Source organism: Bradyrhizobium sp. 930_D9_N1_4, from assembly GCF_052076015.1.
Classification (GTDB): domain Bacteria; phylum Pseudomonadota; class Alphaproteobacteria; order Rhizobiales; family Xanthobacteraceae; genus Bradyrhizobium.
Genome location: NZ_CP197236.1, coordinates 6,618,278 through 6,643,919 on the forward strand (window position 1 = coordinate 6,618,278; position 25,642 = coordinate 6,643,919).

Annotated in this window: 22 protein-coding genes; 10 read left to right on the forward strand and 12 right to left on the reverse strand. The window is 64.7% G+C overall.

The window, feature by feature from the left end; genetic code table 11:
- Window positions 1–8: 8 nt before the first annotated feature.
- From cysT to cysG, 7 genes are all read right to left on the reverse strand, one after another.
- Entirely contained in the window at window positions 9–845 is an 837-nt protein-coding gene (cysT, locus tag AB7532_RS31480) for a sulfate ABC transporter permease subunit CysT (protein ID WP_441238552.1), read from the reverse strand.
- A 36-nt stretch (window positions 846–881) separates the two neighbouring features.
- A complete protein-coding gene (locus AB7532_RS31485; protein ID WP_441239393.1) occupies window positions 882–1,895 on the reverse strand; it encodes a sulfate ABC transporter substrate-binding protein in 1,014 nt (337 codons plus the stop codon).
- 112 nt (window positions 1,896–2,007) lie between these two features.
- Window positions 2,008–2,739, reverse strand: coding sequence for a phosphoadenylyl-sulfate reductase (locus AB7532_RS31490; RefSeq protein ID WP_441238553.1), 732 nt, complete (start codon window positions 2,737–2,739; stop codon window positions 2,008–2,010).
- Window positions 2,736–3,251, reverse strand: coding sequence for a DUF934 domain-containing protein (locus AB7532_RS31495; protein WP_441238554.1), 516 nt, complete (start codon window positions 3,249–3,251; stop codon window positions 2,736–2,738). The genes AB7532_RS31490 and AB7532_RS31495 overlap by 4 nt, the downstream gene beginning before the upstream one ends.
- Window positions 3,238–4,893, reverse strand: a complete 1,656-nt coding sequence (locus tag AB7532_RS31500; protein WP_441238555.1) for a nitrite/sulfite reductase — start codon at window positions 4,891–4,893, stop codon at window positions 3,238–3,240. The genes AB7532_RS31495 and AB7532_RS31500 overlap by 14 nt, the downstream gene beginning before the upstream one ends.
- Before the next feature lie 11 nt (window positions 4,894–4,904).
- Window positions 4,905–5,222, reverse strand: a complete 318-nt coding sequence (locus tag AB7532_RS31505) for a DUF2849 domain-containing protein (protein WP_441238556.1) — start codon at window positions 5,220–5,222, stop codon at window positions 4,905–4,907.
- Window positions 5,219–6,643, reverse strand: coding sequence for a siroheme synthase CysG (gene cysG, locus AB7532_RS31510; protein ID WP_441238557.1), 1,425 nt, complete (start codon window positions 6,641–6,643; stop codon window positions 5,219–5,221). The genes AB7532_RS31505 and cysG overlap by 4 nt, the downstream gene beginning before the upstream one ends.
- A 236-nt stretch (window positions 6,644–6,879) precedes the next feature.
- Here cysG and cysD point away from each other — a divergent pair, with 236 nt between their 5' ends.
- The 3 genes from cysD (at window position 6,880) to AB7532_RS31525 (ending at window position 12,070) form a co-directional block, all read left to right on the forward strand.
- The gene (gene cysD, locus AB7532_RS31515) at window positions 6,880–7,674 is read left to right on the forward strand and encodes a sulfate adenylyltransferase subunit CysD (RefSeq protein ID WP_441238558.1); all 795 of its coding nucleotides are present in this window, start codon (window positions 6,880–6,882) and stop codon (window positions 7,672–7,674) included.
- Between the two features lie 19 nt (window positions 7,675–7,693).
- Window positions 7,694–9,610 carry an adenylyl-sulfate kinase gene (cysC, locus tag AB7532_RS31520; RefSeq protein WP_441238559.1) on the forward strand — a complete coding sequence of 639 codons (1,917 nt, stop codon included), beginning with the start codon at window positions 7,694–7,696 and terminating at the stop codon, window positions 9,608–9,610.
- Between the two features lie 294 nt (window positions 9,611–9,904).
- A complete protein-coding gene (locus tag AB7532_RS31525) occupies window positions 9,905–12,070 on the forward strand; it encodes a malate synthase G (protein ID WP_441238560.1) in 2,166 nt (721 codons plus the stop codon).
- A gap of 67 nt (window positions 12,071–12,137) precedes the next feature.
- Here the strand turns inward: AB7532_RS31525 and AB7532_RS31530 are convergent, their stop codons facing one another.
- Window positions 12,138–12,293, reverse strand: a complete 156-nt coding sequence (locus AB7532_RS31530) for a Thivi_2564 family membrane protein (RefSeq protein WP_084292245.1) — start codon at window positions 12,291–12,293, stop codon at window positions 12,138–12,140.
- Between the two features lie 272 nt (window positions 12,294–12,565).
- Between AB7532_RS31530 and AB7532_RS31535 the strand changes: the two genes are divergently transcribed.
- Both AB7532_RS31535 and AB7532_RS31540 read left to right on the forward strand, forming a co-directional pair.
- Window positions 12,566–14,659, forward strand: a complete 2,094-nt coding sequence (locus tag AB7532_RS31535) for a methyl-accepting chemotaxis protein (RefSeq protein ID WP_441238561.1) — start codon at window positions 12,566–12,568, stop codon at window positions 14,657–14,659.
- A gap of 263 nt (window positions 14,660–14,922) precedes the next feature.
- On the forward strand, window positions 14,923–17,016 hold the full coding sequence (locus AB7532_RS31540) for a methyl-accepting chemotaxis protein (RefSeq protein ID WP_441238562.1): 2,094 nt from the start codon (window positions 14,923–14,925) through the stop codon (window positions 17,014–17,016).
- Window positions 17,017–17,218: 202 nt separating this feature from the next.
- On the opposite strand, the gene AB7532_RS31545 is transcribed toward AB7532_RS31540, so the two are convergent.
- Entirely contained in the window at window positions 17,219–17,872 is a 654-nt protein-coding gene (locus AB7532_RS31545; protein ID WP_441238563.1) for a DUF2865 domain-containing protein, read from the reverse strand.
- Window positions 17,873–17,883: 11 nt separating this feature from the next.
- Window positions 17,884–18,654, reverse strand: a complete 771-nt coding sequence (locus AB7532_RS31550; protein WP_441238564.1) for a L,D-transpeptidase — start codon at window positions 18,652–18,654, stop codon at window positions 17,884–17,886.
- 206 nt (window positions 18,655–18,860) lie between these two features.
- Between AB7532_RS31550 and AB7532_RS31555 the strand changes: the two genes are divergently transcribed.
- From AB7532_RS31555 to AB7532_RS31575, 5 genes are all read left to right on the forward strand, one after another.
- The gene (locus AB7532_RS31555) at window positions 18,861–19,973 is read left to right on the forward strand and encodes an AI-2E family transporter (RefSeq protein ID WP_441238565.1); all 1,113 of its coding nucleotides are present in this window, start codon (window positions 18,861–18,863) and stop codon (window positions 19,971–19,973) included.
- A gap of 78 nt (window positions 19,974–20,051) precedes the next feature.
- On the forward strand, window positions 20,052–20,423 hold the full coding sequence (locus tag AB7532_RS31560; RefSeq protein ID WP_441238566.1) for a DUF883 family protein: 372 nt from the start codon (window positions 20,052–20,054) through the stop codon (window positions 20,421–20,423).
- Between the two features lie 75 nt (window positions 20,424–20,498).
- Window positions 20,499–20,954, forward strand: a complete 456-nt coding sequence (locus tag AB7532_RS31565) for a hypothetical protein (protein ID WP_441238567.1) — start codon at window positions 20,499–20,501, stop codon at window positions 20,952–20,954.
- A gap of 208 nt (window positions 20,955–21,162) precedes the next feature.
- Window positions 21,163–22,314 (forward strand): OpgC domain-containing protein, encoded by a 1,152-nt coding sequence (locus AB7532_RS31570; RefSeq protein WP_441238568.1) that lies wholly within the window; start codon window positions 21,163–21,165, stop codon window positions 22,312–22,314.
- A 54-nt stretch (window positions 22,315–22,368) separates the two neighbouring features.
- Entirely contained in the window at window positions 22,369–22,992 is a 624-nt protein-coding gene (locus AB7532_RS31575; protein ID WP_441238569.1) for a TetR/AcrR family transcriptional regulator, read from the forward strand.
- Window positions 22,993–23,052: 60 nt separating this feature from the next.
- On the opposite strand, the gene AB7532_RS31580 is transcribed toward AB7532_RS31575, so the two are convergent.
- Window positions 23,053–24,711 (reverse strand): CHASE domain-containing protein, encoded by a 1,659-nt coding sequence (locus AB7532_RS31580; protein WP_441238570.1) that lies wholly within the window; start codon window positions 24,709–24,711, stop codon window positions 23,053–23,055.
- 300 nt (window positions 24,712–25,011) lie between these two features.
- Complete coding sequence (gene ureG, locus AB7532_RS31585; protein WP_441238571.1) at window positions 25,012–25,635, reverse strand: urease accessory protein UreG; 624 nt, start codon at window positions 25,633–25,635, stop codon at window positions 25,012–25,014.
- Window positions 25,636–25,642: the final 7 nt, after the last annotated feature.

A 25,642-nucleotide genomic window follows, 5' to 3' on the forward strand; every position in this document is an offset into this window, starting at 1 on the left:
TCTGCCCCTCACCGCACCGGGATCCGGCTCTGCGCCCAGCGCTGGAGCCGGTTGACGGCAAAGATGATGACGAAAGACACGACCAGCATGACCACCGCGATGGCGGTCGCATCGGCGTAGCGGAACTCGGACAGCCGGATCACGATCAGGAGCGGCGCAATCTCGGAGATGTTGGGCAGATTGCCGGCGATGAAGATCACCGAGCCGTATTCGCCGACCGCGCGCGCGAAGGCGAGCGCGAGGCCCGTGAGCAGCGCCGGTGCGAGAGAAGGCAGGATCACGCGGGTGATGGTCTGCCAGCGGCTGGCCCCCAGGCTGCCTGCGGCCTCCTCAATCTCGGGGTCGAGATCCTGGAGCACCGGCTGCACCGTGCGCACCACGAAGGGAATGCCGATGAAGATCATGGCGACGAAGATGCCGACCGGCGTGAACGCCACCTTGATGCCGAGCGCGGCAAGCGGCGCGCCCAGCCAGCCCTTCTCGGCGAACAGCGCAGTCAGCGCGACGCCGGCAACCGCCGTCGGCAGCGCGAACGGCACGTCGACGATCGCATCGAAAATCCGCCGGCCGGGAAATCGATAGCGCACCAGCGCCCAGACGATGATGCTGCCCATGACGAGGTTGACGCAGGCCGCGGCAAAGGCGAGGCCGAAGGAGACCCGAAGAGCGTTCAGGGTGCGGCGGCTGGAAAGAATGTTCCAGAACTGCTCGGGGCTGAGCTCGAGCGATTTGAGGAACAGCCCGGCGAGCGGAATCAGGATGATGATGGACAGCCAGGACAGCGTCAGTCCCATCGTGAGACCGAAGCCCGGCAATGTCCGTCGTCGTGCTGCGATTGCGCTCACCAGGCCCCCTGTTAAAGCCCCTCCGCCAGCGCCCGATCAGTTCTTGTAGATCTGATCGAAGACGCCGCCGTCGGCAAAATGTTCCTTCTGCGCCTTGGTCCAGCCACCGAACACATCGTCGATCGTGAACAGCTCGACCTTTGCAAAGGACTTTTCATACTTTTTAGCGATCTCGGCGTCGCGCGGGCGGTAGAAGTTGCGCGCGGCGATCTCCTGCCCCTCCTTGGTGTACCAGTACTGGAGGTAGGCATCGGCGACGTTCCGGGTGCCCTTCTTGTCGGCAACCTTGTCGACGATCGTGACCGGCGGCTCGGCGAGGATCGACAGCGGCGGCGCCACGATCTCGAATTTCTCCGGACCGAATTCCTTGAGTGCGAGGAACGCCTCGTTCTCCCAGGCGAGCAGCACGTCGCCGACACCGCGCTCGACGAAGGTTACGGTCGCGCCGCGCGCGCCGGTATCGAGCACCGGAACCTGCTGGAACAGCTTTCCGACGAACTCCTTGGCCTTGTCGGCCGAGCCGTACTTCTTCTGTGCAAAGCCCCAGGCCGCCAGATAATTCCAGCGCGCGCCGCCCGACGTCTTCGGGTTGGGCGTGATGATGGCGACGCCCGGCTTGATCAGATCGTCCCAGTCCTTGATGCCCTTCGGATTGCCCTTGCGCACCAGGAATACGATGGTCGACGTGTAGGGCGATGAATTTTGCGGCAGACGCTTCTGCCAGTCGGTCGCGGTGAGACCCTTGTTCGCGACAGCGTCGATGTCATAGGCGAGCGCGAGCGTCACAACGTCGGCCTGCAATCCGTCGATCACCGCGCGTGCCTGCGATCCGCTGCCGCCATGCGACTGCTTGATCTCGACGCTCTTGCCGGTTTCCTTCTGATACGCGCCTGCGAACGCCTTGTTGAATTCGACGTAAAGTTCACGCGTCGGATCGTACGACACGTTCAACAGGTTGATGTCGGCGGCGAGAGCCGAGCCGGCCAACAAGCCTGTCACGAGCAAACCTGCCGCCAGCGGAACGATACGGCGCATCATGTCCATCTCCATTCGCCTCGACAACACCCGCGTCATCGATGGCATCCGGGCATAACTCAGGGCGAAACGCGTTCGAGTCAACGGAACCGGATTTTCTTGTTTGCAGCGTTGCAGTTTGACTGTGCTACGAAGTCTTCATCGTGTGGATGCCGCATTCTGTCTTCGCGCGGCCGCGCCATCGACCCGCGCGTGCATCCTCGCCTTCGGCCGTTCTGCTGGTGCAAGGCATACACCCAACCGACAGGAAACCGGAGGCGGCCAGTGGGTGTCGCGGCAATTTGGCGCGGACGAAAATCGCTTCGAGTTCCTCGCGCGAGACGTTGGCGAATGGATTGAACTTCAACCGCACGCCGTCGTCTTCGACCACCGGAATGTCGGCGCGCGTGTTGCCCTGAAAACGCTTGCGGCCATTGAGCCAGGCATCGAACGGTTTCAGCGCGCGCGACAGCGGCTCCACTTTACGAATACGGCAACAGGCGTCGGGATCGGAGAACCAGAGGTCGCGCTCGGGATCGTCGCGCGACAGCGTCTCCTCGGCAGGCCTGATCGAGCGAACGTCCTTGAGACCCAGTGTTTCGATCAGCGTGTCGCGATAGGCAAGCGTTTCCTCGAACAGCCAACCCGTATCGAGGAAGATCACGGGGATGGCCGGATCGACGTCCGCCATGACCTTCAGCAAGGTCGCCGATTCCGTGCCGAAGGACGACACCAGCGCCAACTTCTCGCGCCCGACCGTCTTCAGCGCCGCCGCGATGACTTCGGCGGGCGAGGCATCGCGCAACGCGCGATCGAGCTGCTCCACCGAAGGCAGCGCAGGGACCGGCGTTGAGGAAACCTGAGGCGCGACTGCGTTCACGTGCCGACACCTTCGGAGTGACGCAACTGCATGCGCCGGTGCAGCGCCGTGATGCGGCCATCGCCGGTCGGCTGGTAGAACACCGAATAGCGCTTCGCGGTCTGCATGAAGGCTTCCGCGTCGGCCTGCTTCTTGACCTCGAACGAATCGAAGCCGGCACGCAGCATGAACACGAACTGATCGCGCAGGATCTGCCCGGTCGCTCGCAAATCGCCGCGATAATTAAAGCGCTCGCGCAGCAGCCGCGCCTGGCTGTAGGCACGTCCGTCGCGGAACGTCGGGAACACCAGCGCAACCGTGGCCACCTTGCCGAGATACGGCACCAGCTCGTCGATGTCGCGGTTGTTCGGCCAGATCACGCCGACCTTGCCGGCGCGCTTGAGCAACGTATCCGCTTCGCCGACGAAGCGCTCGGCCGGCACCAGGATGTCGCCGCTCTCGGGCAGCGGCGTATCGACGGCCAGCTTGACGAAGCCGTCGTCGACGATTTTTCCGCCATTAACGAGTGGCATAGACGCGCTCCTTGAAGGGCTCGACGCCGAGGCGCTTGACCGTGTCCATGAACAGTTCTTCGGGCCGCTCGCGCAACGCCAGATAGGCTTCCACGACGTCTTCGATGACGTCCGCGACCTCGTCGAACTTCACGCCGGGGCCGATGAGTGTGCCGAGCGCGGCGCCCTCGTCGGCGCGGCCGCCGATGGTGATCTGGTAGACCTCCTCGCCGTTCTTCTCGACGCCGAGAATGCCGATATGGCCGACATGGTGGTGGCCGCAGGCATTGATGCAGCCGGAGATGTTGATGTGCAGACGGCCGATCAGATTGGCCAGCTCATGGTTGGCAAAGCGCCGCGTCAGCTCCTGCGCGATCGGGATCGAACGCGCATTCGCCAGCGAGCAATAGTCCAGCCCCGGGCAGGCGATGATGTCGGTGATCAAATTGACGTTCGGGGTCGCCAGCCCAAGCTGGTCGAGCGCCTTCCACAGCGCCGGCAAATCACGCTTGGCAACATGCGGCAGCGCGAGGTTCTGCTCGTGGCCGACGCGGACCTCGCCGAAGGAATATTTGTCGGCGAGATCGGCCAGTGCATCCATCTGCTCGGCCGTGGCATCGCCGGGGGGCGCCCCGATCGGCTTCAGCGAGATCGTGACGATGGAGTAGCCCTGCATCTTGTGCGGGGCGACCGAGTTCTTGCGCCACGCCTCGAAATCGGGATCGGCCGCGGCCTGGCGCAGCTCGTCCGGATTGTGCGGCAGCTTCTCATAGGCAGGATAGGCGAAGCGCGAGCGGATGTCCTCGATCACTTCGTCGTCGATCTGGAGCGAGGAGTTGCGGATGTGCTGCCACTCCTCCTCGACCTCGCGCGAGAACTTCTCGATGCCGAGCTCGTGCACCAGGATCTTGATGCGGGCCTTGTAGATGTTGTCGCGGCGGCCGTACTGATTGTAGACGCGAAGGATCGCCTCGATATAGCTGAGGATATCGCGGCCGTGGACGAAGTGCTTGATGGTCTTGCCGATGAACGGCGTGCGGCCGAGACCGCCGCCGACCAGCACTTCAAAGCCGGTCTCGCCCTTCTCGTTCTTGATCAGCTTCAGCCCGATGTCGTGGATCTTGATCGCCGCGCGATCGTGGTCCGACGCGGTGATCGCGATCTTGAACTTGCGCGGCAGGAACGAGAATTCCGGATGCAGCGTGGTGTGCTGACGGATCAGCTCCGACCAGATGCGGGGATCCTCGATCTCGCCCGGCGCGACGCCGGCCCACTGGTCCGAGGTGACGTTGCGCATGTTGTTGCCGGAGGTCTGCATCGCGTGGATGCCGACTTCGGCCAGATCAGCCAGCGCATCCGGCAATTCGGCGAGCTTGATCCAGTTGAACTGGATATTCTGCCGCGTGGTGAAGTGGCCGTAGCCGCGGTCGTATTTGCGCGCGACATGGGCGAGCGCCCGCAACTGGTTCGTCGCCAGCGTCCCATAGGGAATCGCGACGCGGAACATGTAGGCGTGCAGTTGCAGATAGACGCCATTCTGAAGACGCAGGATCTTGAACTCGTCCTCGGTGAGCTCGCCCGAGAGGCGGCGCTTCACCTGGTCGCGGAACTCCGAGACGCGCTCGTTGACGAGCGTGCGGTCGATTTCGTCGTAAGCGTACATAAGCGAATGCCTTAAGCCTGGGCCGGCTGTCCGATGGTGAGGCCGGTGCGGCGGATCTGTTCGCGCAGATTGCCGGGTTCGATCTTGCCGTCCTCGCCGACCTGCACCGGGGCGATATAGGGGCCGATCGCGCCGACGTCATCGGCCACGGACTCCGCAAGCAACGCTTTTGCCTCGTCGGAGGTGCGCACGATCGCGGCTTCCGAGAGGTCCGCCGACCAGCTCTTGGCGCCGGTGCGGTACACCACGATGCCGTCCCAGGTGCGGTTGGCGGTCACGACCGAGGGGCCGGCGATCTTGATCTTCTTCTGTTCGAGCGGGGAGGTCATTCGGCTGCATCCAATAGGTCAGAGATGATTTGTTTGGGAGTTTCGCGGCGAAGCGAGCCGGCATGCCGGACCACGTCGCCGATGACGAGGATGGCGGGGCCGCCATGGGTCCGCCGCACGAGTTCAGGCAGATCGCGCAAGGTGCCGATCGCGCCTTGGGCATCCGGCCGCGTGACGCGGGCGAACACGCCGACCGGCGTCTCCGGCGAACGGCCGGCGGCAAACAGCCCGGCGCGGATCGCGGGCGCTGCGGTCATGCCCATGTACACCACGACGGTCATTCTGGTGTCTGTCATTGTGGACCAGTCGACGACTTCCGCGTCCCGCGCCTTGTGCGCGGTGAGGAAGGTGATGCGGGTCGCTTCGTGACGGTAGGTGAGCGGCACCTCGAAGTCGGCGGCGCCGCCGAGGCCTGCGGTGATGCCGGGAATGATCGAATAGGCGATGCCGGCGGCGCGCAGCGCTTCGACCTCTTCGCCGCCGCGGCCAAACACGAAGGGATCGCCGCCCTTCAACCGCACCACACGCTGGCCGGATTGCGCCGCTTCGATCAGGCGCTTGTTGATGGCGTCCTGGCCGATGCCGGGCTTGCCGATACGACGACCGACCGGAACGCGCGTGGTGTCGCGGCGGATGCGGTCGAGAATCTCGGGGGAGACCAGCTCGTCATGGAAGACGATGTCGGCATCCTGCAACGCCCGCAACGCCTTGATGGTGAGAAGGTCGGGATCGCCGGGTCCCGCGCCGACCAGCGCGACCGAGCCTTCCGGCTTGTCGGCACGCGCGAACGCAGAGTGATCGGAAATCGCCTTGAGCGCCGCATCGGCCTCGCTCTTGCGGCCGGCGAGCACGGCGGCGCCGATCGGGCCGTCGATGACGCGCTCCCAGAAGCGGCGGCGCAGCGGAAACTCGGCAATGCGTTCGTTGATGGATTTGCGGAAGCCGCCGATGAACTCGGAGAGCTCTCCGATACGTGCCGGAAGCAGCGCCTCGATCTTCTCGCGCACGCGTCGTGCCACCACCGGAGACGTTCCGCCGGTGCCGACCGCGACCACGACATCGCCGCGATCGACGATGGCCGGGAAGATGAAACTGGAATGCTCGAGATCATCCATGACATTGACAGGCAGGCCGAGCGCCTTGGCCCGGACCGACATGGCCACGCCGATATCACCCGCGCCGGCGCAGACGATCGCGATGACGCCTGAGAGATCGGCAGTGAGCGGATCGCCGGTGACGATCTCGACGCGCGCCGCATCCTCGGAGCCAAGGCCTAGTTCCTGATTGCCGTCGATCGCATGCACGCGCAGGCGCGCACCGGCAGCGGCGAGCACGCGCAGCTTGGCGCGCAAAAGCTCACCCGCGCCGATGAGGACCACCGGACCGGCCTTGAGATCGAGGAACACGGGCAAGAACCGCATACGATACTCGCTTACCCCACATCCGGGGTTGACTGGAATTATTTTCTATATATGTGTCGTTTCGAGCGCGCAAAGAGAAAATTTTTTCTTCTCTTCCGCGCCGCAACTATAGAAAATTCGCCTCCAAACGCAAAGTGGCAGAGATGCATCTTCTCAGGACCGATTCCGGTGCAGATGGACGGGACTCCCGCCCCCCCGTTTCCGAGCAAATTCCCCTCGGGCTGACCGCCCCCAGCATGGACCATTTGGACCAACTCGAGGCGCAGAGCATCTATATTTTCCGCGAGGCTTTTGGCCGTTTGAAGAAGATCGCCCTGCTGTGGTCGCTCGGCAAGGACTCCAACGTCATGATCTGGCTGGCGCGGAAAGCCTTTTTCGGCCGCCTTCCGTTCCCGGCCCTCCATGTCGATACCGGCAAGAAGTTTCCGGAGATGTATCGCTTCCGCGACCATTACGGCAAGAAATGGGATCTCGACCTGCGCGTCGAGCCCTGCCCGCCGATCGATGCCGTCGACCCAACGCTGCCGCCGGCCGCCCGTTCCGCCGCGCGCAAGACCGAGGGCCTGAAGATGGCGCTCGGCAAATACGGCTTTGACGGCCTGATCGCAGGCATCCGCCGCGACGAAGAAGCCACTCGCGCCAAGGAGCGCGTGTTCTCGCCGCGCGGCCTCGAAGGCAATTGGGACGTGCGCGACCAGCCGCCGGAGTTCTGGGATCATTTCAATGCATCGCCTCCGCAGGGCGCGCATTTGCGCATTCACCCGATCCTGCATTGGACCGAGTCCGACATCTGGGCCTACACCAAGCGCGAGAACATCCCGATCATCCCGCTCTATCTCTCGCAAAACGGCAAGCGCTACCGCTCGCTGGGCGATCAGGACATCACCAATCCGGTTGCTTCGACCGCATCGAACATCGACGAGATCCTGGCCGAGCTCGAGCAGACCAAGGTGCCGGAGCGCGCCGGCCGCGCGCTCGACCACGAGACCGAGGACGCTTTCGAGCGCCTGCGCGTCGCCGGCTATCTCTGATCAAGGACGCGAGCGTCGTATGAACATGATCGTCACCCCCGCTTCGCCCGCCACGCCGAACGGCACCACGCGTCCGCAAGTGCGCATCGTCATCGTCGGCCATGTCGACCACGGCAAGTCGACGCTGGTCGGCCGCCTGCTGCACGAGACCGGCAGCCTGCCCGACGGCAAGCTCGACATGCTCAAGGCCGTCAGCGCACGGCGCGGCATGCCATTCGAATGGTCGTTCCTGCTCGACGCGCTCCAGACCGAGCGCGACCAGGGCATTACCATCGACACCACACAGATCCGCTTTCGCACCAATTCGCGCGACATCGTCCTGATCGACGCGCCCGGCCATGCCGAATTCTTGCGCAACATGATCACCGGGGCGTCGCAGGCCGACGGCGCGGTGCTGATCATCGACGCGCTCGAAGGCGTGCGCGACCAGACCCGCCGACACGGCTATCTCCTGCATCTGCTCGGCGTGAAGCAGGTCGCGGTCGTCGTCAACAAGATGGACCGCGTCGACTTCTCCGCTGATCGCTTCAAGGAGATCAGCGACGAAATCTCCGCGCATCTCAACGGTCTCGGTGTGAAGCCCACGGCGGTCATCCCGATCTCCGCGCGCGATGGCGACGGCGTTGCCGAACGCACCGATCGCATCGGCTGGTACAAGGGACCGACCGTGGTCGAGGCACTGGACCAGCTCGAACCGGCACGGCCGCTGGAAGCCCTCGCCCTGCGCCTGCCGGTGCAGGCGATCTACAAGTTCGACGACCGCCGCATCGTCGCGGGCCGGATCGAGTCCGGCAGCCTGATTGCCGGCGACGAGGTCGTGATCATGCCGGCCGGCAAGATCGCGAAGATCAAGACGGTCGAGAGCTGGCCGGTGACGCCGGTCGCTGGGCGCCAGGGCGCGGGCCGCTCGGTCGGCATCACGCTGGACCGCGAATTGTTCATCGAGCGCGGCGACATCATCGCGCACGCCAACGCCGCCCCGCGCGAGACACGCCGTCTGCGCGCGCGCATCTTCTGGCTCCACGACAAGCCGCTCGCCAAGGGCGACCAGCTGCTGGTGCGGTCTGGGCCGAAGGAAAGCCGCGCCACCGTCGTCGCCATCGAGAAGGCCGTCGATCCCGGCGAGCTGTCGAGCAGCGAGAACAAAGCGATCGGCCGCAACCATGTCGGCGAGATCGACATCTCCCTGTCGACCCCGATTGCCACCGATCCCTATACAGAGAATCCGCGCACCGGCCGTCTCGTGATCGAGGTGTCCGGCCGCATTGCGGGCGGCGGCCTCGTGCTGTCGGTCGATGCCGGCCAGCGTGCCTTGCCCGTCGACATCGTACCGGTGGAATCGGCGCTGCGGCCCGACGAGCGCTCCGCGCGCTACCAGCACAACGGCGCCGTGGTCTGGCTGACCGGCCTGCCGGCCTCCGGCAAGTCGACGCTGGCCAAGGCGCTGGAGCGGCGTCTGTTCACCAATGGCGGCTCGCCGATCCTGCTCGACGGCGACACGCTGCGCGCCGGGCTCAACAGCGATCTCGGCTTCTCCGCCGCCGATCGCAGCGAGAACATCCGCCGCCTCGCCGAGGTCGCGACGCATCTCGCCCGCAACGGCCACATCGCGATCGTCGCCGCCGTCTCGCCCGCCCGCGAGGACCGCGCCACCGCGCGCCGCATCGCCGACACCGCATTCCGCGAGATCCATGTCGCGACGCCGGCAGAAGTCTGCGAGGAGCGCGATCCCAAAGGCCATTACAAGAAGGCCCGAGCCGGCGCGCTTGCCTCCTTTACCGGCATCGGCAACGACTACGAAACGCCGCAGGCGGCCGAGCTCGTGATCGACACCTCGACGCGGACGGTTGCCGAAGCGGCCGACGAGATCGAACAGATGCTGAAAGCTACCGGCGTGCTGTTCGACGAAGTCGTGGACCTCGCCGCGAATATTTGAGGCCGTCCTGATACCCCGCTGTCGTCGCCCGGCATGACCGGGCGACCCAGTATTCCAGAGACAGCGTTGGGTTACCGAGAAGCCACGGCGTACTAGATTCCCCGCCTTCGCGGGGAATGACACCGGTGTGTGCCGCCCCCACCTCGCCTTGACATTTTGACAACTTTTGGGGGTCTTCTCACCGCCCCGATTTTGGGGCTAATAAGGCCTCGAAAGCCGCTCCCTGTGGGCGCATTTTGCTGCTGTCGGGTCAAAAGCAGCCAAAAACAGCCATTTCCAACAAGAAAGACCATCATGAAACGCGTCGACGCCCACGGATTGAAGATTGCACCCGTCCTGTTTGACTTCATCGCCAAGGAAGCGGCCCCGAAAACGGGGATCGCGCCGGATGCGTTCTGGGCCGGGGTTGCAGGCATCATCAAGGAGCTGGGGCCGAAGAACCGCGCGCTGCTCGCCGTGCGCGACACGCTGCAGGTCAAGATCGACGACTGGCATCGCGCCAACAAGGGCAAGGCGTTCGACCTCGGCGTCTACACCGCGTTCCTGAAGGAGATCGGCTATCTCGTCCCGGAGCCTGCAACGCAGAAGGTCGAGACCGCCAATGTCGATGACGAGATCGGCAAGATCTGCGGCCCGCAGCTCGTGGTGCCGCTGACCAACGCGCGCTACGCGCTGAATGCCGCGAACGCGCGCTGGGGCTCGCTCTATGATGCCTTCTACGGCACCGACGCGATCCCGCACGATCCCTCCGAAGCCGGCAAGGGCTACAACAAGGCGCGCGGCGACAAGGTGATCGCGAAAGCAAAAGCCTTCCTCGATGCCGCTGCGCCGCTCGCAACCGGCAGCCACACCGACGTCACCGCCTATAGCGTCGTCGCGGGCCAGCTCGCGGTGAAGCTGAAGAGTGGCAACGCCACCGCGCTGAAGAACGCGGATCAGTTCGCGGGCTTCCAGGGCGACGCGGCCGCGCCGAGCGCCGTGCTGCTCGCCAACAACGGCTTGCATGTCGAGGTCAAGATCGACCGCAGCAGCGTTATCGGTAAGGACGATCCGGCCGGCGTCGCCGACATGATCATGGAATCTGCCGTGTCCACCATTCTCGACATGGAAGACTCGGTCGCCGCGGTCGACGCCGAGGACAAGGTGCTGGTCTATCGCAACACCCTCGGCCTGATGAACGGCACGCTGTCGGCGGATTTCGAAAAGGGCGGCAAGACGCTGACGCGCTCGCTCAATACGGACCGCAGCTACAAGACGCCTGACGGCAAGGGCGAGATCAAGCTGCATGGCCGCAGCCTGCTGCTGATGCGCAATTGCGGTCACCACATGTTCACCGACGCGGTGCTGGACGAGAAGGGCGAGGAGATTCCGGAAGGCCTGCTGGACGCCGCCGTCTCGGGGCTTCTTGCCGTTCACGACCTCAAGGGCAACTCCAAGGTCAAGAACAGCCGCACGGGATCTGCCTATATCGTCAAGCCGAAGATGCACGGCCCGGACGAGGTGTCGCTGACCTGCGAGATCTTCGACCGCGTCGAGAAGATGCTGGGATTGCCGGAAAACACGCTCAAGGTCGGCATCATGGACGAGGAGCGGCGGACGACCGTCAACCTCAAGGCCTGCATCCAGCGCGCCTCCAAGCGCATCATGTTCATCAACACCGGCTTCCTCGACCGCACCGGCGACGAGATCCACACCTCGATGGAAGCGGGTCCGATGATCCGCAAGAACGAGATGAAGGCGCAGGCCTGGATCAAGGCCTATGAGGATTGGAACGTCGACATGGGCCTGAGCTGTGGCCTGCCCGGCCACGCCCAGATCGGCAAGGGCATGTGGGCCGCCCCCGACAAGATGGCGGACATGCTGACGCAGAAGCTCGCCCATCCGCAGGCCGGCGCCACCACCGCCTGGGTGCCCTCGCCGACGGCCGCGACCCTGCACGCCCTGCACTACCACCAGGTCAACGTGACCGCGCGCCAGCAGGAACTGACCAAGGGCGGGCCGCGCGCGAAGCTCTCCGACATCCTCACGATCCCGGTGTCGAAGTCGAACTGGGCGCCCGACGACGTCAAGCAGGAGATCGACAACAACTGCCAGGGCATTCTCGGCTACGTCGTGCGCTGGATCGACCAGGGCGTCGGCTGCTCCAAGGTGCCCGACATTCACGATGTCGGCCTGATGGAAGACCGCGCCACCTTGCGCATCTCCAGCCAGCATCTCGCCAACTGGCTGCACCAGGGCGTCATCACCGAAGCGCAGGTGATGGAATCGCTCAAGCGCATGGCCGTCGTCGTCGACAAGCAGAACGCGGGCGATGCGATCTACAAGCCGATGGCCCCCGCCTTCGACGGCGTGGCCTTCAAGGCGGCCAGCGACCTCATCTTCAAGGGCCGCGAGCAGCCGAACGGCTACACCGAATACATCCTCACCGCCCGCCGTCGCGAGGCCAAGGCGGCCGGTTAAGTCCGGTCAGTCCAACACCAAAAGCCCCGGCGCGAGCCGGGGCTTTTTTGTTGGGCAGCGAAGCCCGCTAGAACACCGCGAGATATTTCAGCAGCGACACGATGCCGATGATGATGACGACGACGCGTGCGATCTGCTTGGCGCGACCGTCCATCGGCAGCATGTTGATGAGATAAAGCACGAGGATGATGACGAGAAAGGTGACGAGTACGCCGACCAACATAGCAAGGCCCCCTTCAGGCAAATTGCTGACGGTATCCTAACGCCCATCCCCCAATTCCGGTTCCACCAAGGCAACCCACTGCAACTTCTAGTAATTCCGTACTTCTACGGCCGGAACCGCTGCCTAAAACTTTACCCTTTTCGTTTCTGATGCGGAAACCGTTTGGGCCAGGCGCCGCAGACGGCATGCGATTGCCGATCTGCCGCGTCCCCGTTTGTCGATGTTGCCCGGGCGTCGGCGCGTACTTTGAAAATGGGACTTGGGGGACTTCGATGCTCAATCGTTTGACCGTATCCGCGCTGCTGAAGGCGGTGATCGCGATCACGTCGGCCTGCGTGGTGATCGCGCTTTCGCTCACCGCCTACGCATCCTGGGACCGCCTCAAGACTGCCAACCGCATCTCGCAGATCGCGGATGCCTCCGCCGATCTGTTCAAGTCGATGCACAATCTGCGCACCGACCGCTCGACCACCAACCGGCTGCTCAACTCGACCGAGCCGATGGATGCCGAGATCGAGAAATATCTGCGGGCGATCCGCGACGCCGAGATGCCGGCGATGGCCCGCGCGCTGGAGCTTTTGCCCGCCATGGAGTTTGCGCAATCCAGCACGCTCGTGCCGGAGCTCTCGCGCCTGTACAAATCGGCAAGCGAGCAGCAGAAGCAGTTCTGGGAAGACGTCGCCAAACCCAAGGACCAGCGCCGCCCGGGCCTGCCGAAGGAATACATGGAGACGACGGGTAGCCTGCTCGAAACGCTCGACAAGCTCTCGAACGTTCTGGCCGCGACCGTCAACCACCAGGACGCCGCGATCGACCAGCTTCTGGCGATCAAGCAGAACGCCTGGCTGTTGCGCAACACCGGAGGCGAAGCGTCGCTGATCATCTCGACCGGGCTCAACGCCGGCCGCATCGCGCCGGAGACCCGCCTTGCCTATACCCAATTCGTCGGCGGAACCGCCGCCATGTGGAAGGCGCTGGAATTGTCGGCGTCGGGCATGCAACTGCCGGCGGCATTGTCTGCCGCCATGACTGCCGCCAAGACGGCCTATTTCGATCCGCAATATCTGGCCCTTCGCGATCGCCTGGTCAGCGTGCTCGCCAATGGCGAAAAGGCCGAAATGACCGCGAATCAATGGACCCCGGTCACGGTAGGCCGCCTGTCCAGCGCGGTGGCCGTGGCCGAGACCGCGCTCGATGCCGCCAAGAGCCATACGCTGGAGCAGCGCAGCGCAGCTCAAGGCGCCCTCGTCATGCAGCTCGCGCTGCTGGCGCTCGCCATCGGCCTTGCCGCCGGCGCGATCATGCTGGTCAACCGCCGCGTCATCACCCCGCTCAACACCATCCGCGACGCCATGCTGAAGGTCGCCGGCGGCGACCTTGCAGTCGACAGCGGCTATCTCGATCGCCAGGACGAAATCGGCGCGCTCGCCGGCGCGCTGGAGACGTTCAAGCAGCAGGCGACCGAGAAGCTCAAGATCGAGGAGCACGAGCGCGAGCGCAATGTCGGTGCGGCTGCCCGTCAGCGCGCCGTCGAGACCTTTGTCGGCGAGTTCGAGGGCGCGGTGCGCAAGACGCTCGGCGAATTGAGCGAGGCCTCCGGCGAAATGCGCAAGACCTCGGGCGATCTGTCCAACGTGTCGCGCCAGACCAACGACCGTGTCCAGGTCGCGGGCAAGGCCTCCAACGACGCCTCGATGAGCGTCGACAGCGTGGCCGCTGCCGCCGAGGAGCTTTCCGCCTCGATCAACGACATCAGCCAGCAGGCCGCCCACGCCGCAGGCATCGCCAGCCGGGCGGTCAACCAGGCCCGCGAGACCGACGGCACCGTGCAGGGACTGGCACAGTCCGCCGGACGCATCGGTGAGGTCGTCGGATTGATCAACACGATCGCGGCACAGACCAATCTGCTCGCGCTCAACGCCACGATCGAAGCCGCACGTGCCGGCGAGGCCGGCCGCGGTTTCGCGGTGGTCGCCTCCGAGGTGAAATCGCTGGCAAGCCAGACCGCAAAAGCAACCGAAGAGATCTCCGGCCAGATCGCCGACATCCAGAGGGTCGCAACCGACGCCATCAACGCGATCCAGACCATCGGCGGCATCATCGGTGAGGTCAACGAGGTCGCGACCGCGATCGCTGCTGCCGTCCAGGAACAGGGCGCGGCCACCCAGGAGATCACCCGCAGCACGCAGTTTGCCGCGCAGGGCACCAAGAACGTCTCTGACAACATCACCGGCGTCAAAGCCGATGCGGACGCTGCCGCGGCCGCCGCGGACAACGTCAAGCACGCCTCCGAGATGCTGGAGAGCCAGAGCCGCCAGCTCGGCCACGAGGTCAGCGACTTCCTCGGCAAGATCCGCGCGGCGTAAGGCGCAGGCTGTCCGCAAGCACCGCTGCAAGCGCCCACGTCGTCCTTCGACGTGGGCGCAACGCTTTGGCAACCGGCCTGCCATTACGCGTGCCGTAATTTTACGGCAGGAACACTGTCTAAGTTTTTACCCTTTTCGGTCCAAATGAGGTTTCAGACGACTGCCTTGAGGCAGCGCGTCTGCGTGCATCCCCTTGGTCGTTCGAAGTTCGCAGGGGCTGCCGTTTGGGGCCACGAACTTCGAAACGCGCACCGGGGTGTCCAATGCTCAATCGCCTGACCGTATCCACGCTGCTGAAGGCGGTGATCCTTTCCACCGCGCTCGTCGTCGTCGTCGGCTTCTCGATCAGCGCATGGAGCTCCTGGGGCCGGCTCGAGCAGGCCAACCGGATCGTCGCGGTCTCCGCCGCCTCGGCCGAAGTGTTCAAGGCGATGGCCAACATCCGGGCTGACCGCTCGACCAGCAACCGCCAGCTCACCTCCGACGTCGCGATGGACAAGGACATCGAAAAATACATCCGCGAGATCCGCGAGGCTCTGATGCCTGCGCTGGCGCGGACGCTCGAGCTGTTGCCCACCACCGACCTCGTCCAGCGCGAGACGTTCCTCTCCGAGCTCGGTACGTTGAACAAGACGCTGCTCGCAGCACAGGCCGAGTTCTGGATCGAGGCCGTCAAGCCCCGCGCCGACCGCCGCGTGGGCCTTGCCAAGGAATATGTCGCGACCGAGGACACGCTGATGGCGCGGCTCGACAAGCTCGCCGGCGCGCTCGCCGCCAGCGTCAACCACCAGGATGCGGCCATCGACCAGCTCCTGACCATCAAGCAGATGGCTTGGCTGCTCCGCAACACCGCCGGTGAATCCTCGCAGCTCGTCGGCAACGCGCTGGGCAGCGGCAAGATCGCGCCCGAGGTGCAGCTCGCCTACACCAAATTCGTCGGCGGCACCGATGCCGCCTGGACCGCGATCGAGCTTGCCGCCTCGGGCATGCAGCTGCCGGCCGCGCTGAGCGCCGCGATGACCGAGACCAAGTCGACCTATTTCGATCCGCAATATGCCGCCACGCGCGACGGCGTCATCACGGCCATTGCCAAAGGCGAGAAGCCGTCGATGACCGCCAATCAGTGGAGCCCCTATTCAGTGCCCCGCATGATGAGCGCGGTGAAGCTCGCCGACGCCGCGCTGCAAGCTGCCAAGGATCACTCCGCCGCCCAGCGCGCGGCCGCCGTGCAGTGGCTGGTCATCAACACCGCGCTGCTCGTTGCCGCAATCGTCCTGACCGGCGCCACCATGCTGGCGGTCAGCCGCCGCGTGATCACGCCGCTGCACAGGATTCGCGACGCCATGCTCAAGGTCGCCGGCGGCGATCTCGGCGTCGACAGCGGCTATCTCGACCGCAAGGACGAGATCGGCTCGCTCGCCGGTGCGCTCGAAACCTTCAAGCAGCAGGCGATCGACAAGCTCAAGATCGAGGCGCAGGAGCGCGAGCGCAATGCCGGCGCCGCCGCGCGCCAGCGCGCGATGGAGGCCTATGTCGGCGAGTTCGAGGGCGTTGTGCGCAAATCGCTGGGCGAATTGAGCGACGCCTCCGGCGAGATGCGCAAGACCTCGGGCGATCTCTCAAATGTGTCGCGCCAGACCAATGAGCGTGTCGAAGTTGCCGGCAGGGCTTCAAATGAGGCGTCCTCCAGCGTCGAGAGCGTCGCGGCCGCCGCCGAGGAGCTCTCGGCCTCGATCAACGACATCAGCCAGCAGGCCGCCCATGCCGCAGGCATTGCCAGCCGCGCCGTCAACCAGGCCCGTGAGACCGACGGCACAGTTCAGGGGCTGGCGCAATCCGCAGGCCGCATCGGCGAGGTCGTCGGCCTGATCAACACCATCGCGGCGCAGACCAATCTACTCGCGCTCAACGCCACGATCGAAGCGGCGCGTGCGGGCGAGGCCGGCCGCGGTTTTGCCGTGGTCGCGTCGGAAGTGAAGTCGCTGGCGAGCCAGACCGCAAAGGCGACCGAAGAGATCTCCGAGCAGATCGCCGACATCCAGAAGGTCGCGGGCGATGCGATCAACGCGATCCAGGCGATCGGCGGCATCATCGGCGAGGTCAACGAAGTCGCGACCGCCATCGCGGCGGCCGTGCAGGAGCAAGGCGCGGCCACGCAGGAGATCACGCGCAGCACGCAATATGCGGCCCAGGGCACCAAGAACGTCTCGGACAACATCACCGGCGTGAAGGCCGATGCCGACACCGCGGCCGGCGCGGCAGACAACGTCAAGCAGGCCTCGGAAACGCTGGAGACGCAGAGTCGTCAGCTCGGTCAGCAGGTGAGTGATTTCCTGGGCAAGATTCGCGCGGCTTAGGGCACGCCGGTACGCCACTCTCGGTGTCGTCCCCGCAAAGGCGGGGACCCATAACCACAGGGAGGGGTGTAGGGCGAAGCTCCACTCGGAGTCTTCGCAAAACTTCTTCCTGTGGTTATGGGTCCCGGGCTCGCGCTACGCGCGCCCCGGGACGACGGTGAGATTGAGACATCAGCATCGCATCGCAAGCAATGCCGCGCTCCTACTCCTTCGCCACCACCGGCACCTGGCGGAATCTGGCGCGCACCGAGTCCGGCAGCGGCGAGAAGTTCATCGCGACGCCGCGACGGTCGTTGGCGTTGCGGTTGGCGACGACGAGACCTTCGTTGCCCGCAACGATGTCGCCCTTGCGCAAGGTAGGATCGTCTTCGGCCTTGACCTGGGCAAGACCGACCGGATCCTTGCCGTTGCAAGTGCAGCCCGCGACGATCTCGTTGCGATAACGGAAGGCGTTCGGCAGTTCGGAATAGGACTTTCCCTTGTCCGTCGTGGCATTGTCGATATTGCCGCCATAGACCAGCGAGGTCTCCGACGTCGGGCAGAAGCTCTTGCAGGACTGGGCCTTGCTCTCGGCATCGTTTCCCTGCGCCGGGAAATAACGCCCGTCGCAGCCACGGACGCAATAGGCCGTGCCGCCGCCATAGGCGGCGCGCTGACGGGGCTGATCGTAACGGGGCCCATCTTCATTCGCGAACGGCATCTGGATTTGCGGCGCCGCGCGGCGTCCAAAGCCGCCGAACAACGCCGAGAAGAAATCTTCTGCATGCGCCGACGGCGTCAGGGCGAGACTGAGGGAGGCGACGGCGAAGACCGCCGCCGCGCTGCCGGCCAGTCTGCCGATCCAACGTTTCTTCATATCACCAACTCTTAGTTCACAGCCGATGTCGTGGTGTTCAGCGCCTGCCGGCCCGAGGGCATCGTCGTCACCACCGCACGCTTGCGGACGGGGTCACTGCCTTTCGCCATGATCGGCGCGTTCTTCGGCAGCACCACGACCTTGGTCCCGACCGTGACACGGCTGAAGAGATCGCTGACGTCCTCATTGGTGAGGCGGATGCAGCCGGAGGAAACGAACTTGCCGATGGTGGTGGGATCGTTGGTGCCGTGGATGCGGTATTCGCTGGATCCGAGATACATGGCGCGGGCGCCGAGCGGATTGCCGGGACCACCGGCGACGAAGCGCGGCAGATAGGGCTGGCGCGCAATCATCTCCGCCGGCGGATGCCAATCCGGCCATTCCGCCTTGCGCGTGACGGTCTGCACGCCCGCCCAGGTAAAGCCCTCGCGGCCGACGCCGACGCCGTAGCGGATCGCGCGGCCATTGCCGAGCACGTAATAAAGGAAGGTGTTGCCGGTATCGATGACGATGGTCCCGGCGGGCTCGCTGCGGTCGAAGCTGACGATCTGCTTGCGCAGCCGGTCGGGCAACGCCGCATCCTCGTCGGCGGCCTGCGGCTCTTCAGCATAGCCCCGCGAATACGTGGTCTGGTCTTGCGGATAGATCTGCGGCTGCATCGGCGCATAACCGAGCGTCTGGGCCTGTGCCGCGAACGGCACAGTCAGCAATGCTGTCGCGATGGCAAAAGCGGCGGCTGCGCGCGGCGAGAAGCGGCGACGGATCGAGGACGACTTGGTCATGTGCTGCCCCGTGGGATGGTGCATCAGCGTGATGCGGCTTCCCAACAAACGCAGCCAGGCCGACTCAAGTTCCCCCGCTTCGTGAAGCGACGAAGTCACAGTCAAGCGAGCGCAGGTTCACGAAACCGCGATGGAACCGGGGCGTTGATCGGACGTTTAACCCGTCATCATGGGCGCGCGGAAACTTCCGTGCGGGGAGAAATGTTGTGCGCGTCCTTCCCTCGGAAAGTCTGATCCCCGGCAAGAACGAAGGGACGCCGCTTCCCGAGAGACATGCCGAGCTGCCGCCGGTCATCCGCCGCACCGAATTCGTTGCCTTTGCGCTCGCCGGCCTGCTGCTGATCGCCGTCGTCGCAGTGCTCTACGTCGCCAGGCCGTTCTTCCTCCCGATCGTGATGGCCGTCGTTGCCGGTACCATGCTGTCGCCAGCGGCATCCTTTCTGGAGCGGCGGCGGATTCCGCGCGCACTCGGCGCGGTGTTGATCGTGATCGCGGTGACCGCGCTGGTCGCCTTCGTGTTCGCACTGATTGCGGCGCCCGCGATGGAGTGGAGTTCGCGCCTGCCGGAGCTGGGCGCGCAGCTCAAGGAGAAGATGCACGTCTTCGATCGGCCGCTGGCGCTGTGGAAGGAATTGCAAGCGATGGTCGGCGGCTCCGAAGGGCTGCCGAGCCTCCAGCTCCCGAAAATGGAATGGGTGCAGCCGACGCTGGAATTCCTGTCGCCGACCTTCGCGGAATTCCTGCTGTTTTTCGCAACCCTGATCCTGTTCATCGCAAGCTGGCGCGATTTGCGGCGCGCGCTGATCATGACGTTCAGTGACCGCGATGCGCGGCTGCGCACGCTGCGGATTCTCAACGAGATCGAAGTCCATCTCGGCAATTACCTCCTGACCGTCACCGTCATCAATGTCGGCGTGGGCGTTGCGGCCGGTATCGTCTGCGCAGTCACCGGCATGCCCAATCCCGCGGGTCTGGGCGCGCTTGCAGCGACCCTCAATTTCATTCCGATCATCGGGCCGGTCGCGATGTTCGTGGTGCTGGTCGTGGTGGGGCTCGTTGCCTTCCCGACTATTGGCGGAGGCCTGGTGGCGGCCCTCGCCTTCGGCGGCATCACTTTCATCGAGGGGCATTTCGTCACCCCGACCATCATCGGCCGCCGGCTGGCGCTGAACGCGCTCGCCGTCTTCATTGCGCTGGCTTTCTGGACCTGGCTGTGGGGGCCGATGGGCGCGTTCCTGTCTTCGCCGCTCCTGATCGTGGCGTTGATCCTGAAGGAGCATCTGATGCCGGAGAATTCGCCGCAGCTGCCGCAAGCCTGACCGGTTTCCGCAAACGGAACTTACCCGACGACGAAACGTTTTCCGGCTATCTCAGCCGCCAACAATTCGGAGCCCCAGATGTCATCGAGTCAAGCCGAAGCCGGGATGAGAGACTGGACCGACAAAGCCACAAGAGAACGCCTCGAGAAGGATGTAGCAGCCGTGAAAAGCGATATCGCCGCCCTCACCGACCAGATCACCGACGCACTCAACAGCTTTGCTAACGCGACGGGCAAGCAAGCCCGGCGCGGCTACAAGCAGGCACGCGAGAACATGGATTCGACGTTCGACGACATGTCGGACCGCGGCAGCGCGATGATGGGTGCTGCGCAGGATGCCTATGGCTCGATCGAGGAGACGCTGGAAGACGCCATCACGCAGCGCCCGCTTGCGACCGTCGGGATCGCACTCGGCATCGGCTTCCTGATCGGCGCCGCCTGGCGCCGGTAAGGCGATCGAACCCGTGATGACGGCGGCGCTGCGGCGCCGCCGCTGCTGGCTTGTGGGGAATTGAGGAGCAAGTCCATGTTTCAACGCATCATCGATGGCTTCAGTGCGTCGGCTGGCACGACCGTGCGCCTGACGTCGCTGGCCGCGGGCGCCGCCTTCGCGCTCTTCATTACGACGTGCTTTCTCTGTGCGGCCGCCTTCATCTCGGTCCTGGAAAAATACGGCCCCGTGCAGGCCTGCCTCGCGGGCGCCGGGATATTCTTTCTGCTCACGCTCACCGCGGCAGGGAGCTATTGGGGTTACAAGCGCCAGATGCAGAAGCGCGCCCGGATCGCGGCCGAGCGGGCCGCGAAATCTGCGGCCTCGAGCATGCTCGCCGATCCCATGCTGGTCGCAACCGGGCTCCAGATCGTGCGCGCCATCGGCATCAAGCGGCTTCTCCCGATCCTAGCGATCGGCGGCGTCGCCCTCGGAATCATGGCGAGCCGTGCCGGCGTCCCCGACGAGGCGGCGGCTGAACCTGCGGAATGAGTCCGGGAAGCACGGCGAGCTGAAAATTCTGCTTTCGGAAAGTTGCGCCGAGGGACGACCGAGCCGACTCGCTGGACTTCTGCAGCGTATCCTGCGCAATTTTGCGCCATTGGGGATAAATCCGGCCCCACTCACGCAAACGCTACTCGGATGAGCAGGCGGTTGCCGCTAAAAGCAGCGCCCCTGATTCCAAAAGTCATTTTCCGCGATGAAACCGTCCGTCAAGGCGAACCTTGCCGCATTCCAGCACGACGCCAGGCTGTATTTGACCCTCGGCATTGCCAACTGGTCGGTGTTCGTCGACCACATCCCCAACAACGTCGTCAACCTGCTGACGCTGCGCAATTTCGGCTTCAGCGGCGCGGCGGATCTGTTCGTGTTCGTGGTGGGTTATGGCGTCGCCATCATTCACGGCAGGATGGCGCTGGAGCGCGGCTACGTCGTCGCGGCGACCCGAATCTTCCGTCGCGTCTGGCGGCTCTACGCCGCCTATGTCGTACTGTTCGTGATCTACATCGACACCATCGCCTATGTCGCCTCGCAGTCGATGGCGCCGGAGATCATCCACGAATACAACATCTCCGGCATTCTCGAGCATCCGCTGCGCATCCTGGTGCGCGGCCTCGTGCTGCAGGAGGAGCCGCTGAATCTCGACCTGCTGCAATTGATGATCCCGCTGATGGCGTTCTTTCCGTTCGCGCTGTGGGGCCTGTTGCGGCGGCCGAACCTGACGCTTGCGGCATCGGTCGCGCTTTACGTTGCGGCGCGCTGGTTCGACTGGAATTTCCGGGTCTATCCTGATCAGGATTGGACCTTCAATCCGCTATGCTGGCAGATGCTGATGGTGCTCGGCGGCTGGTTCGCCGTGACGGGCGCTTCCGGCCGCGCGCTGCACAACATGGCCTGGTTGCGGGTTCTGGCGGGCGTCTACATCGTGTTCGCGATGGCCGTCACCCTGATGCGGCATTCGCCGGCGCTATCCGCCTATCTGCCGGATATGCTCCTCAACAGCATCGCGCCGACCGACAAGGAAAACCTCGCGCCCTATCGCGTGGTGCATTTCCTTGCGCTCGCCTTCCTCGCGACCCATCTCATCCCGGCGGATCATCCCGGGCTGAAGTGGCGGCCGCTGCAGGCGGTGATCACATGCGGCGAGGAATGGCTCGCTGTATTTTGCGTTGCCGTGTTCCTGTCCTTCGCCGGCCATCTCATCCTGATCACCGGGGCGAATCTGGTGGTGATGCAGATCGCGGTGAGCCTCGCTGGCTTCGCGGCGATGACGGCCGTGGCTTATTATATCGCCTGGTCGAAGCGGCAGGACCTGCCGGCCGCGCTGCGGCAGCAGGCCTCAAAAACATAATCGTGCGATTCTGCTAGGCCGAAAGCTGGGGCTGCGCTATGCGGGGTACTCTGCGTGAGGAGACCAGGCGTGGCGAAAAGCGGGGGTGAAGGGGCTGAGGGCGCGCCCCGGCGCGGGCGACCAAGGTCGATCGAGACCACCAACGCCATTCTCGAAAGCGCCTATGCGCTGATGGCCGCCACCGGCCTTTCCGCCACCACCATCGACGCCGTTGCGCGCCACTCCAGCGTCTCCAAGATGACGATCTACAAATGGTGGCCATCGCGCGAAGCATTGCTGATCGACGCCTTCCTCCATTACGCTGCGCAGATGCTGCCGCTGCCGCCTGCGAGCTCCGGCACGCCTGCGGCGCGCACTCGCCGCCATGCCGCGGCTTATGCCGAGGCGCTTCAGGACGAGTTCGGCAAGGTTCAGCTCGCCGTCATCTCCGAATGCATCTCGAAGACCGGCTCGGCCGAGCTGTTCTATGTTCGCTATCTGCAATTCCGCCGCGACGCACTGGTCGAGATGATCGCCGCAGGCCAGACCGACGGCAGCATCCTGGCGGAGGGATCGCCCGAGGATCTCTACGATGCGATCTATGGCAGCCTGTTCTACCGCTATGTTTTCGGCATCGCACCGATCACGCCGGCTTATGCGCGCAATCTGGTCGACATGGTGTTGCGGTCGAAAGGCTGAAGCATTTTCCAGCGACGTGGATACCGGTTCGCGTCAGCAAAACGCGTCAAAAGAACGCCTCTACTTCGCCGGCCGGACCGGCGCCGAGATCTTGTCCGTGCGGTCGCGCTCGGTCATGTCGACCACCGTCTCCATCGGCGCAGTCAATTCATAGACGTAGGAGACGTCGGTGAAGTAGCGCTTGGCGGTGCCGCCGAGTGCCTCGGGCGCGACGCGGTCGAGGAGGATCAGGCCGAAATCGGAATCCGGGCGGCGCGTCGCCTCGCTGGTGTTGAATTCCTCCCAGCGGAAATGGAAGACCTCACCGCCCTCGTCGCCCGTCACGGTCCAGTTCGCGGTGATGTGCGGATGCTTTCCGACCAGCGACAGGCCCTCGTCGGAATGCGAGGCGAGCTCGAAGAACAGCAGCGACAGGCTCTGCGCGGCGCGCGCGCTGACCGCGATGTCGGGGCCGGTGACGGCGATGCGGTCCGCATGCGGAATGGCGCGCGCCTCGAACAGGCCCTTCAGCTTGACGCCCTGCCACTGGCTTTCGCTGAGCAGCGAGACCACGTTGGACATGGCGTGGATGCGGCCGATCAGGAGCTCGCGCGCGCCATCGATGTCGGCGCCGTGACGCAGCGTGCGCGTCACGATCGACTGGATCACCGCCAGGATGTTCTTGACCCGGTGGTTGAGCTCGTCGATGACAGCGGTCAGCCGCCGCTCGAAGCCGATCCGGACCTGGATTTCGCGGCTGAGCCGCAGATTGTTGTAGGCGACATAGCCGAACAGGCCACACACCATCGCGGTGATGGCAAAGCCGATCGCGGCCACGATGATCGCGGTCTGCTCGGCGCGCCGCGCCGAATTGGTCTTGGCGTAATAGCCGAGCTGCCAGTCGCGGCCGCCGAAGCTCACCGTGCGCGTCGCCGAAGGCGCCGGCCCCTCCGCCGTCGTCATGCGCGACGAGACCACGCCCTGGTCGTTGGCCACGAGCTCGGCACCTTCCTTCCGCGGATCCTTCAGCGCCACCGCGAACAACGACATGTCGTCGTTGGTCAGCATCAGCGAGGCAAGCTCGTAGGAAAAGGTGACGAAGCCCGCCGGCTCCGTTGCGCCCTCGGGAATGACGGGCGCGGCCACGATGATGCCGACCGGGCCGCCGCCGCGCAGGAGCGGAATCGGATCCGAGGCGACCGATCTCTGCTCGACCCGCGCACGCGTCAGCATGGCGCTGCGTACTAGATCCTGCTCGTAGCTGCGGCCGGGCAGCGCCTTGGTCTCGTTGCTGCGGGGCTCGAGGTCCATCAGCACGTCGATCGGCTGGGTGACACCGGCAAGGTCGATCGGCTTGTCGTCGTAGGTGCGGATCTGCGGGTTTGGGAAGCCGGCGCTCGCGATCGCGGCCTGCGCCGGCACCAGCTCGTTCGGCTTCAGCCGGGCGATCCATCCCGCCACCACGAAGTCGGTCTTGAAGGCGTAGATGGCCGAGCGCAGCGGCTCCAGCATGTTGGGCTTGATCACCGACGGCGTCCGGAACAGGCCTGAGGCGACACGCGCGAGCAGCTCGCGCTCGGTCAGCCGGTCCTGGACCAGGCTCGCGTGAACGTCGATCGCACGCGCCAGCGCGATCCGGTCCAGTGCCAGCTCCTGGTCGTGGACGCGATAGGCGGCGAGCCCGGAAAGCAGGGCTCCGAGCAGCGCGATAAAGCCGATGATGAAACCCAGCCGGACCACTTCGACTACTCAGGCGAAAGCAGCAAGTCGGCAATAAACACGGAGCATATCAACGCCGCTCGAACGGCCAAGTGCCGAAACAGAGTGGACCCCAGTAAAGGAGATAATGAAGGAGGAGGCATCGCTACGCAACTTCGGTCGCCTGAGAAGCTTAACACGCCCGGCCGATGGTCTGGCCATGAAGGCTTTTGCTCCGGGCACCGGAGGTAATTAATCGCCGTGTCCGAAATTTGTTCCGCGGATGCCGGTTTTGCCTCAGGCGTTAACCTTGGAAGGCGCCTGCGCCATGTCGTCGCGCCGTCAGCCTGCTCGTTTCAGGCCCCCTTTCGCCTCGATGAAGCCGACGATGCGGTCCAGCCCCTCGCTCTTCTTCAGGTTGGTCATGACGAAGGGTCGCGCACCGCGCATACGCCTGGCGTCCGTGTCCATCTTCTCGAGCGACGCCCCGACATGGGGCGCGAGGTCGATCTTGTTGATGACCAGGAGGTCGGAGCGGGTGATGCCGGGACCGCCCTTGGAGGGGATCTTGTCGCCTGCGGCGACGTCGATCACGTAGATGGTGAGGTCGGCCAGCTCCGGGGAAAATGTGGCAGCAAGATTGTCGCCGCCGGATTCGATCAGCACGAGGTCGAGGCCGGGGAATTTCGCGCGCATGTCCGCAACCGCCGCGAGATTCATCGAGGCGTCCTCGCGGATCGCGGTGTGCGGGCAGCCGCCGGTCTCGACGCCGGCGATGCGGTCCGGCGTCAGCGAGCCCGAGCGCACCAGGAATTCCGCATCCCATTTGGTGTAGATGTCGTTGGTGATCGCGGCAATGTCGTAGCGCTCGCGCATGGTCTTGCAGAGCAGGTCCATCAGCGCGGTCTTGCCCGATCCGACCGGGCCGCCGACGCCGACACGCAGGGGGCCGTGAGATTTCGTCATGTCACTC

What these genes read in the sequence shown, in the direction of transcription:
- cysG (WP_441238557.1), bottom strand. Translation starts at nt 6,643, where the DNA reads ATGCGGTTCTTGCCCGTGTTCCTCGATCTCAAGGCCGGTCCGGTGGTC.
- AB7532_RS31535 (WP_441238561.1), top strand. Translation starts at nt 12,566, where the DNA reads ATGCTCAATCGTTTGACCGTATCCGCGCTGCTGAAGGCGGTGATCGCG.
- AB7532_RS31505 (WP_441238556.1), bottom strand. Translation starts at nt 5,222, where the DNA reads ATGACCTCCCCGCTCGAACAGAAGAAGATCAAGATCGCCGGCCCCTCG.
- AB7532_RS31570 (WP_441238568.1), top strand. Translation starts at nt 21,163, where the DNA reads ATGAAACCGTCCGTCAAGGCGAACCTTGCCGCATTCCAGCACGACGCC.
- AB7532_RS31525 (WP_441238560.1), top strand. Translation starts at nt 9,905, where the DNA reads ATGAAACGCGTCGACGCCCACGGATTGAAGATTGCACCCGTCCTGTTT.
- AB7532_RS31485 (WP_441239393.1), bottom strand. Translation starts at nt 1,895, where the DNA reads ATGGAGATGGACATGATGCGCCGTATCGTTCCGCTGGCGGCAGGTTTG.
- cysC (WP_441238559.1), top strand. Translation starts at nt 7,694, where the DNA reads ATGAACATGATCGTCACCCCCGCTTCGCCCGCCACGCCGAACGGCACC.
- AB7532_RS31550 (WP_441238564.1), bottom strand. Translation starts at nt 18,654, where the DNA reads ATGACCAAGTCGTCCTCGATCCGTCGCCGCTTCTCGCCGCGCGCAGCC.
- AB7532_RS31530 (WP_084292245.1), bottom strand. Translation starts at nt 12,293, where the DNA reads ATGTTGGTCGGCGTACTCGTCACCTTTCTCGTCATCATCCTCGTGCTT.
- AB7532_RS31500 (WP_441238555.1), bottom strand. Translation starts at nt 4,893, where the DNA reads ATGTACGCTTACGACGAAATCGACCGCACGCTCGTCAACGAGCGCGTC.
- AB7532_RS31565 (WP_441238567.1), top strand. Translation starts at nt 20,499, where the DNA reads ATGTTTCAACGCATCATCGATGGCTTCAGTGCGTCGGCTGGCACGACC.
- AB7532_RS31495 (WP_441238554.1), bottom strand. Translation starts at nt 3,251, where the DNA reads ATGCCACTCGTTAATGGCGGAAAAATCGTCGACGACGGCTTCGTCAAG.
- AB7532_RS31560 (WP_441238566.1), top strand. Translation starts at nt 20,052, where the DNA reads ATGTCATCGAGTCAAGCCGAAGCCGGGATGAGAGACTGGACCGACAAA.
- AB7532_RS31545 (WP_441238563.1), bottom strand. Translation starts at nt 17,872, where the DNA reads ATGAAGAAACGTTGGATCGGCAGACTGGCCGGCAGCGCGGCGGCGGTC.
- ureG (WP_441238571.1), bottom strand. Translation starts at nt 25,635, where the DNA reads ATGACGAAATCTCACGGCCCCCTGCGTGTCGGCGTCGGCGGCCCGGTC.
- cysD (WP_441238558.1), top strand. Translation starts at nt 6,880, where the DNA reads ATGGACCATTTGGACCAACTCGAGGCGCAGAGCATCTATATTTTCCGC.
- AB7532_RS31540 (WP_441238562.1), top strand. Translation starts at nt 14,923, where the DNA reads ATGCTCAATCGCCTGACCGTATCCACGCTGCTGAAGGCGGTGATCCTT.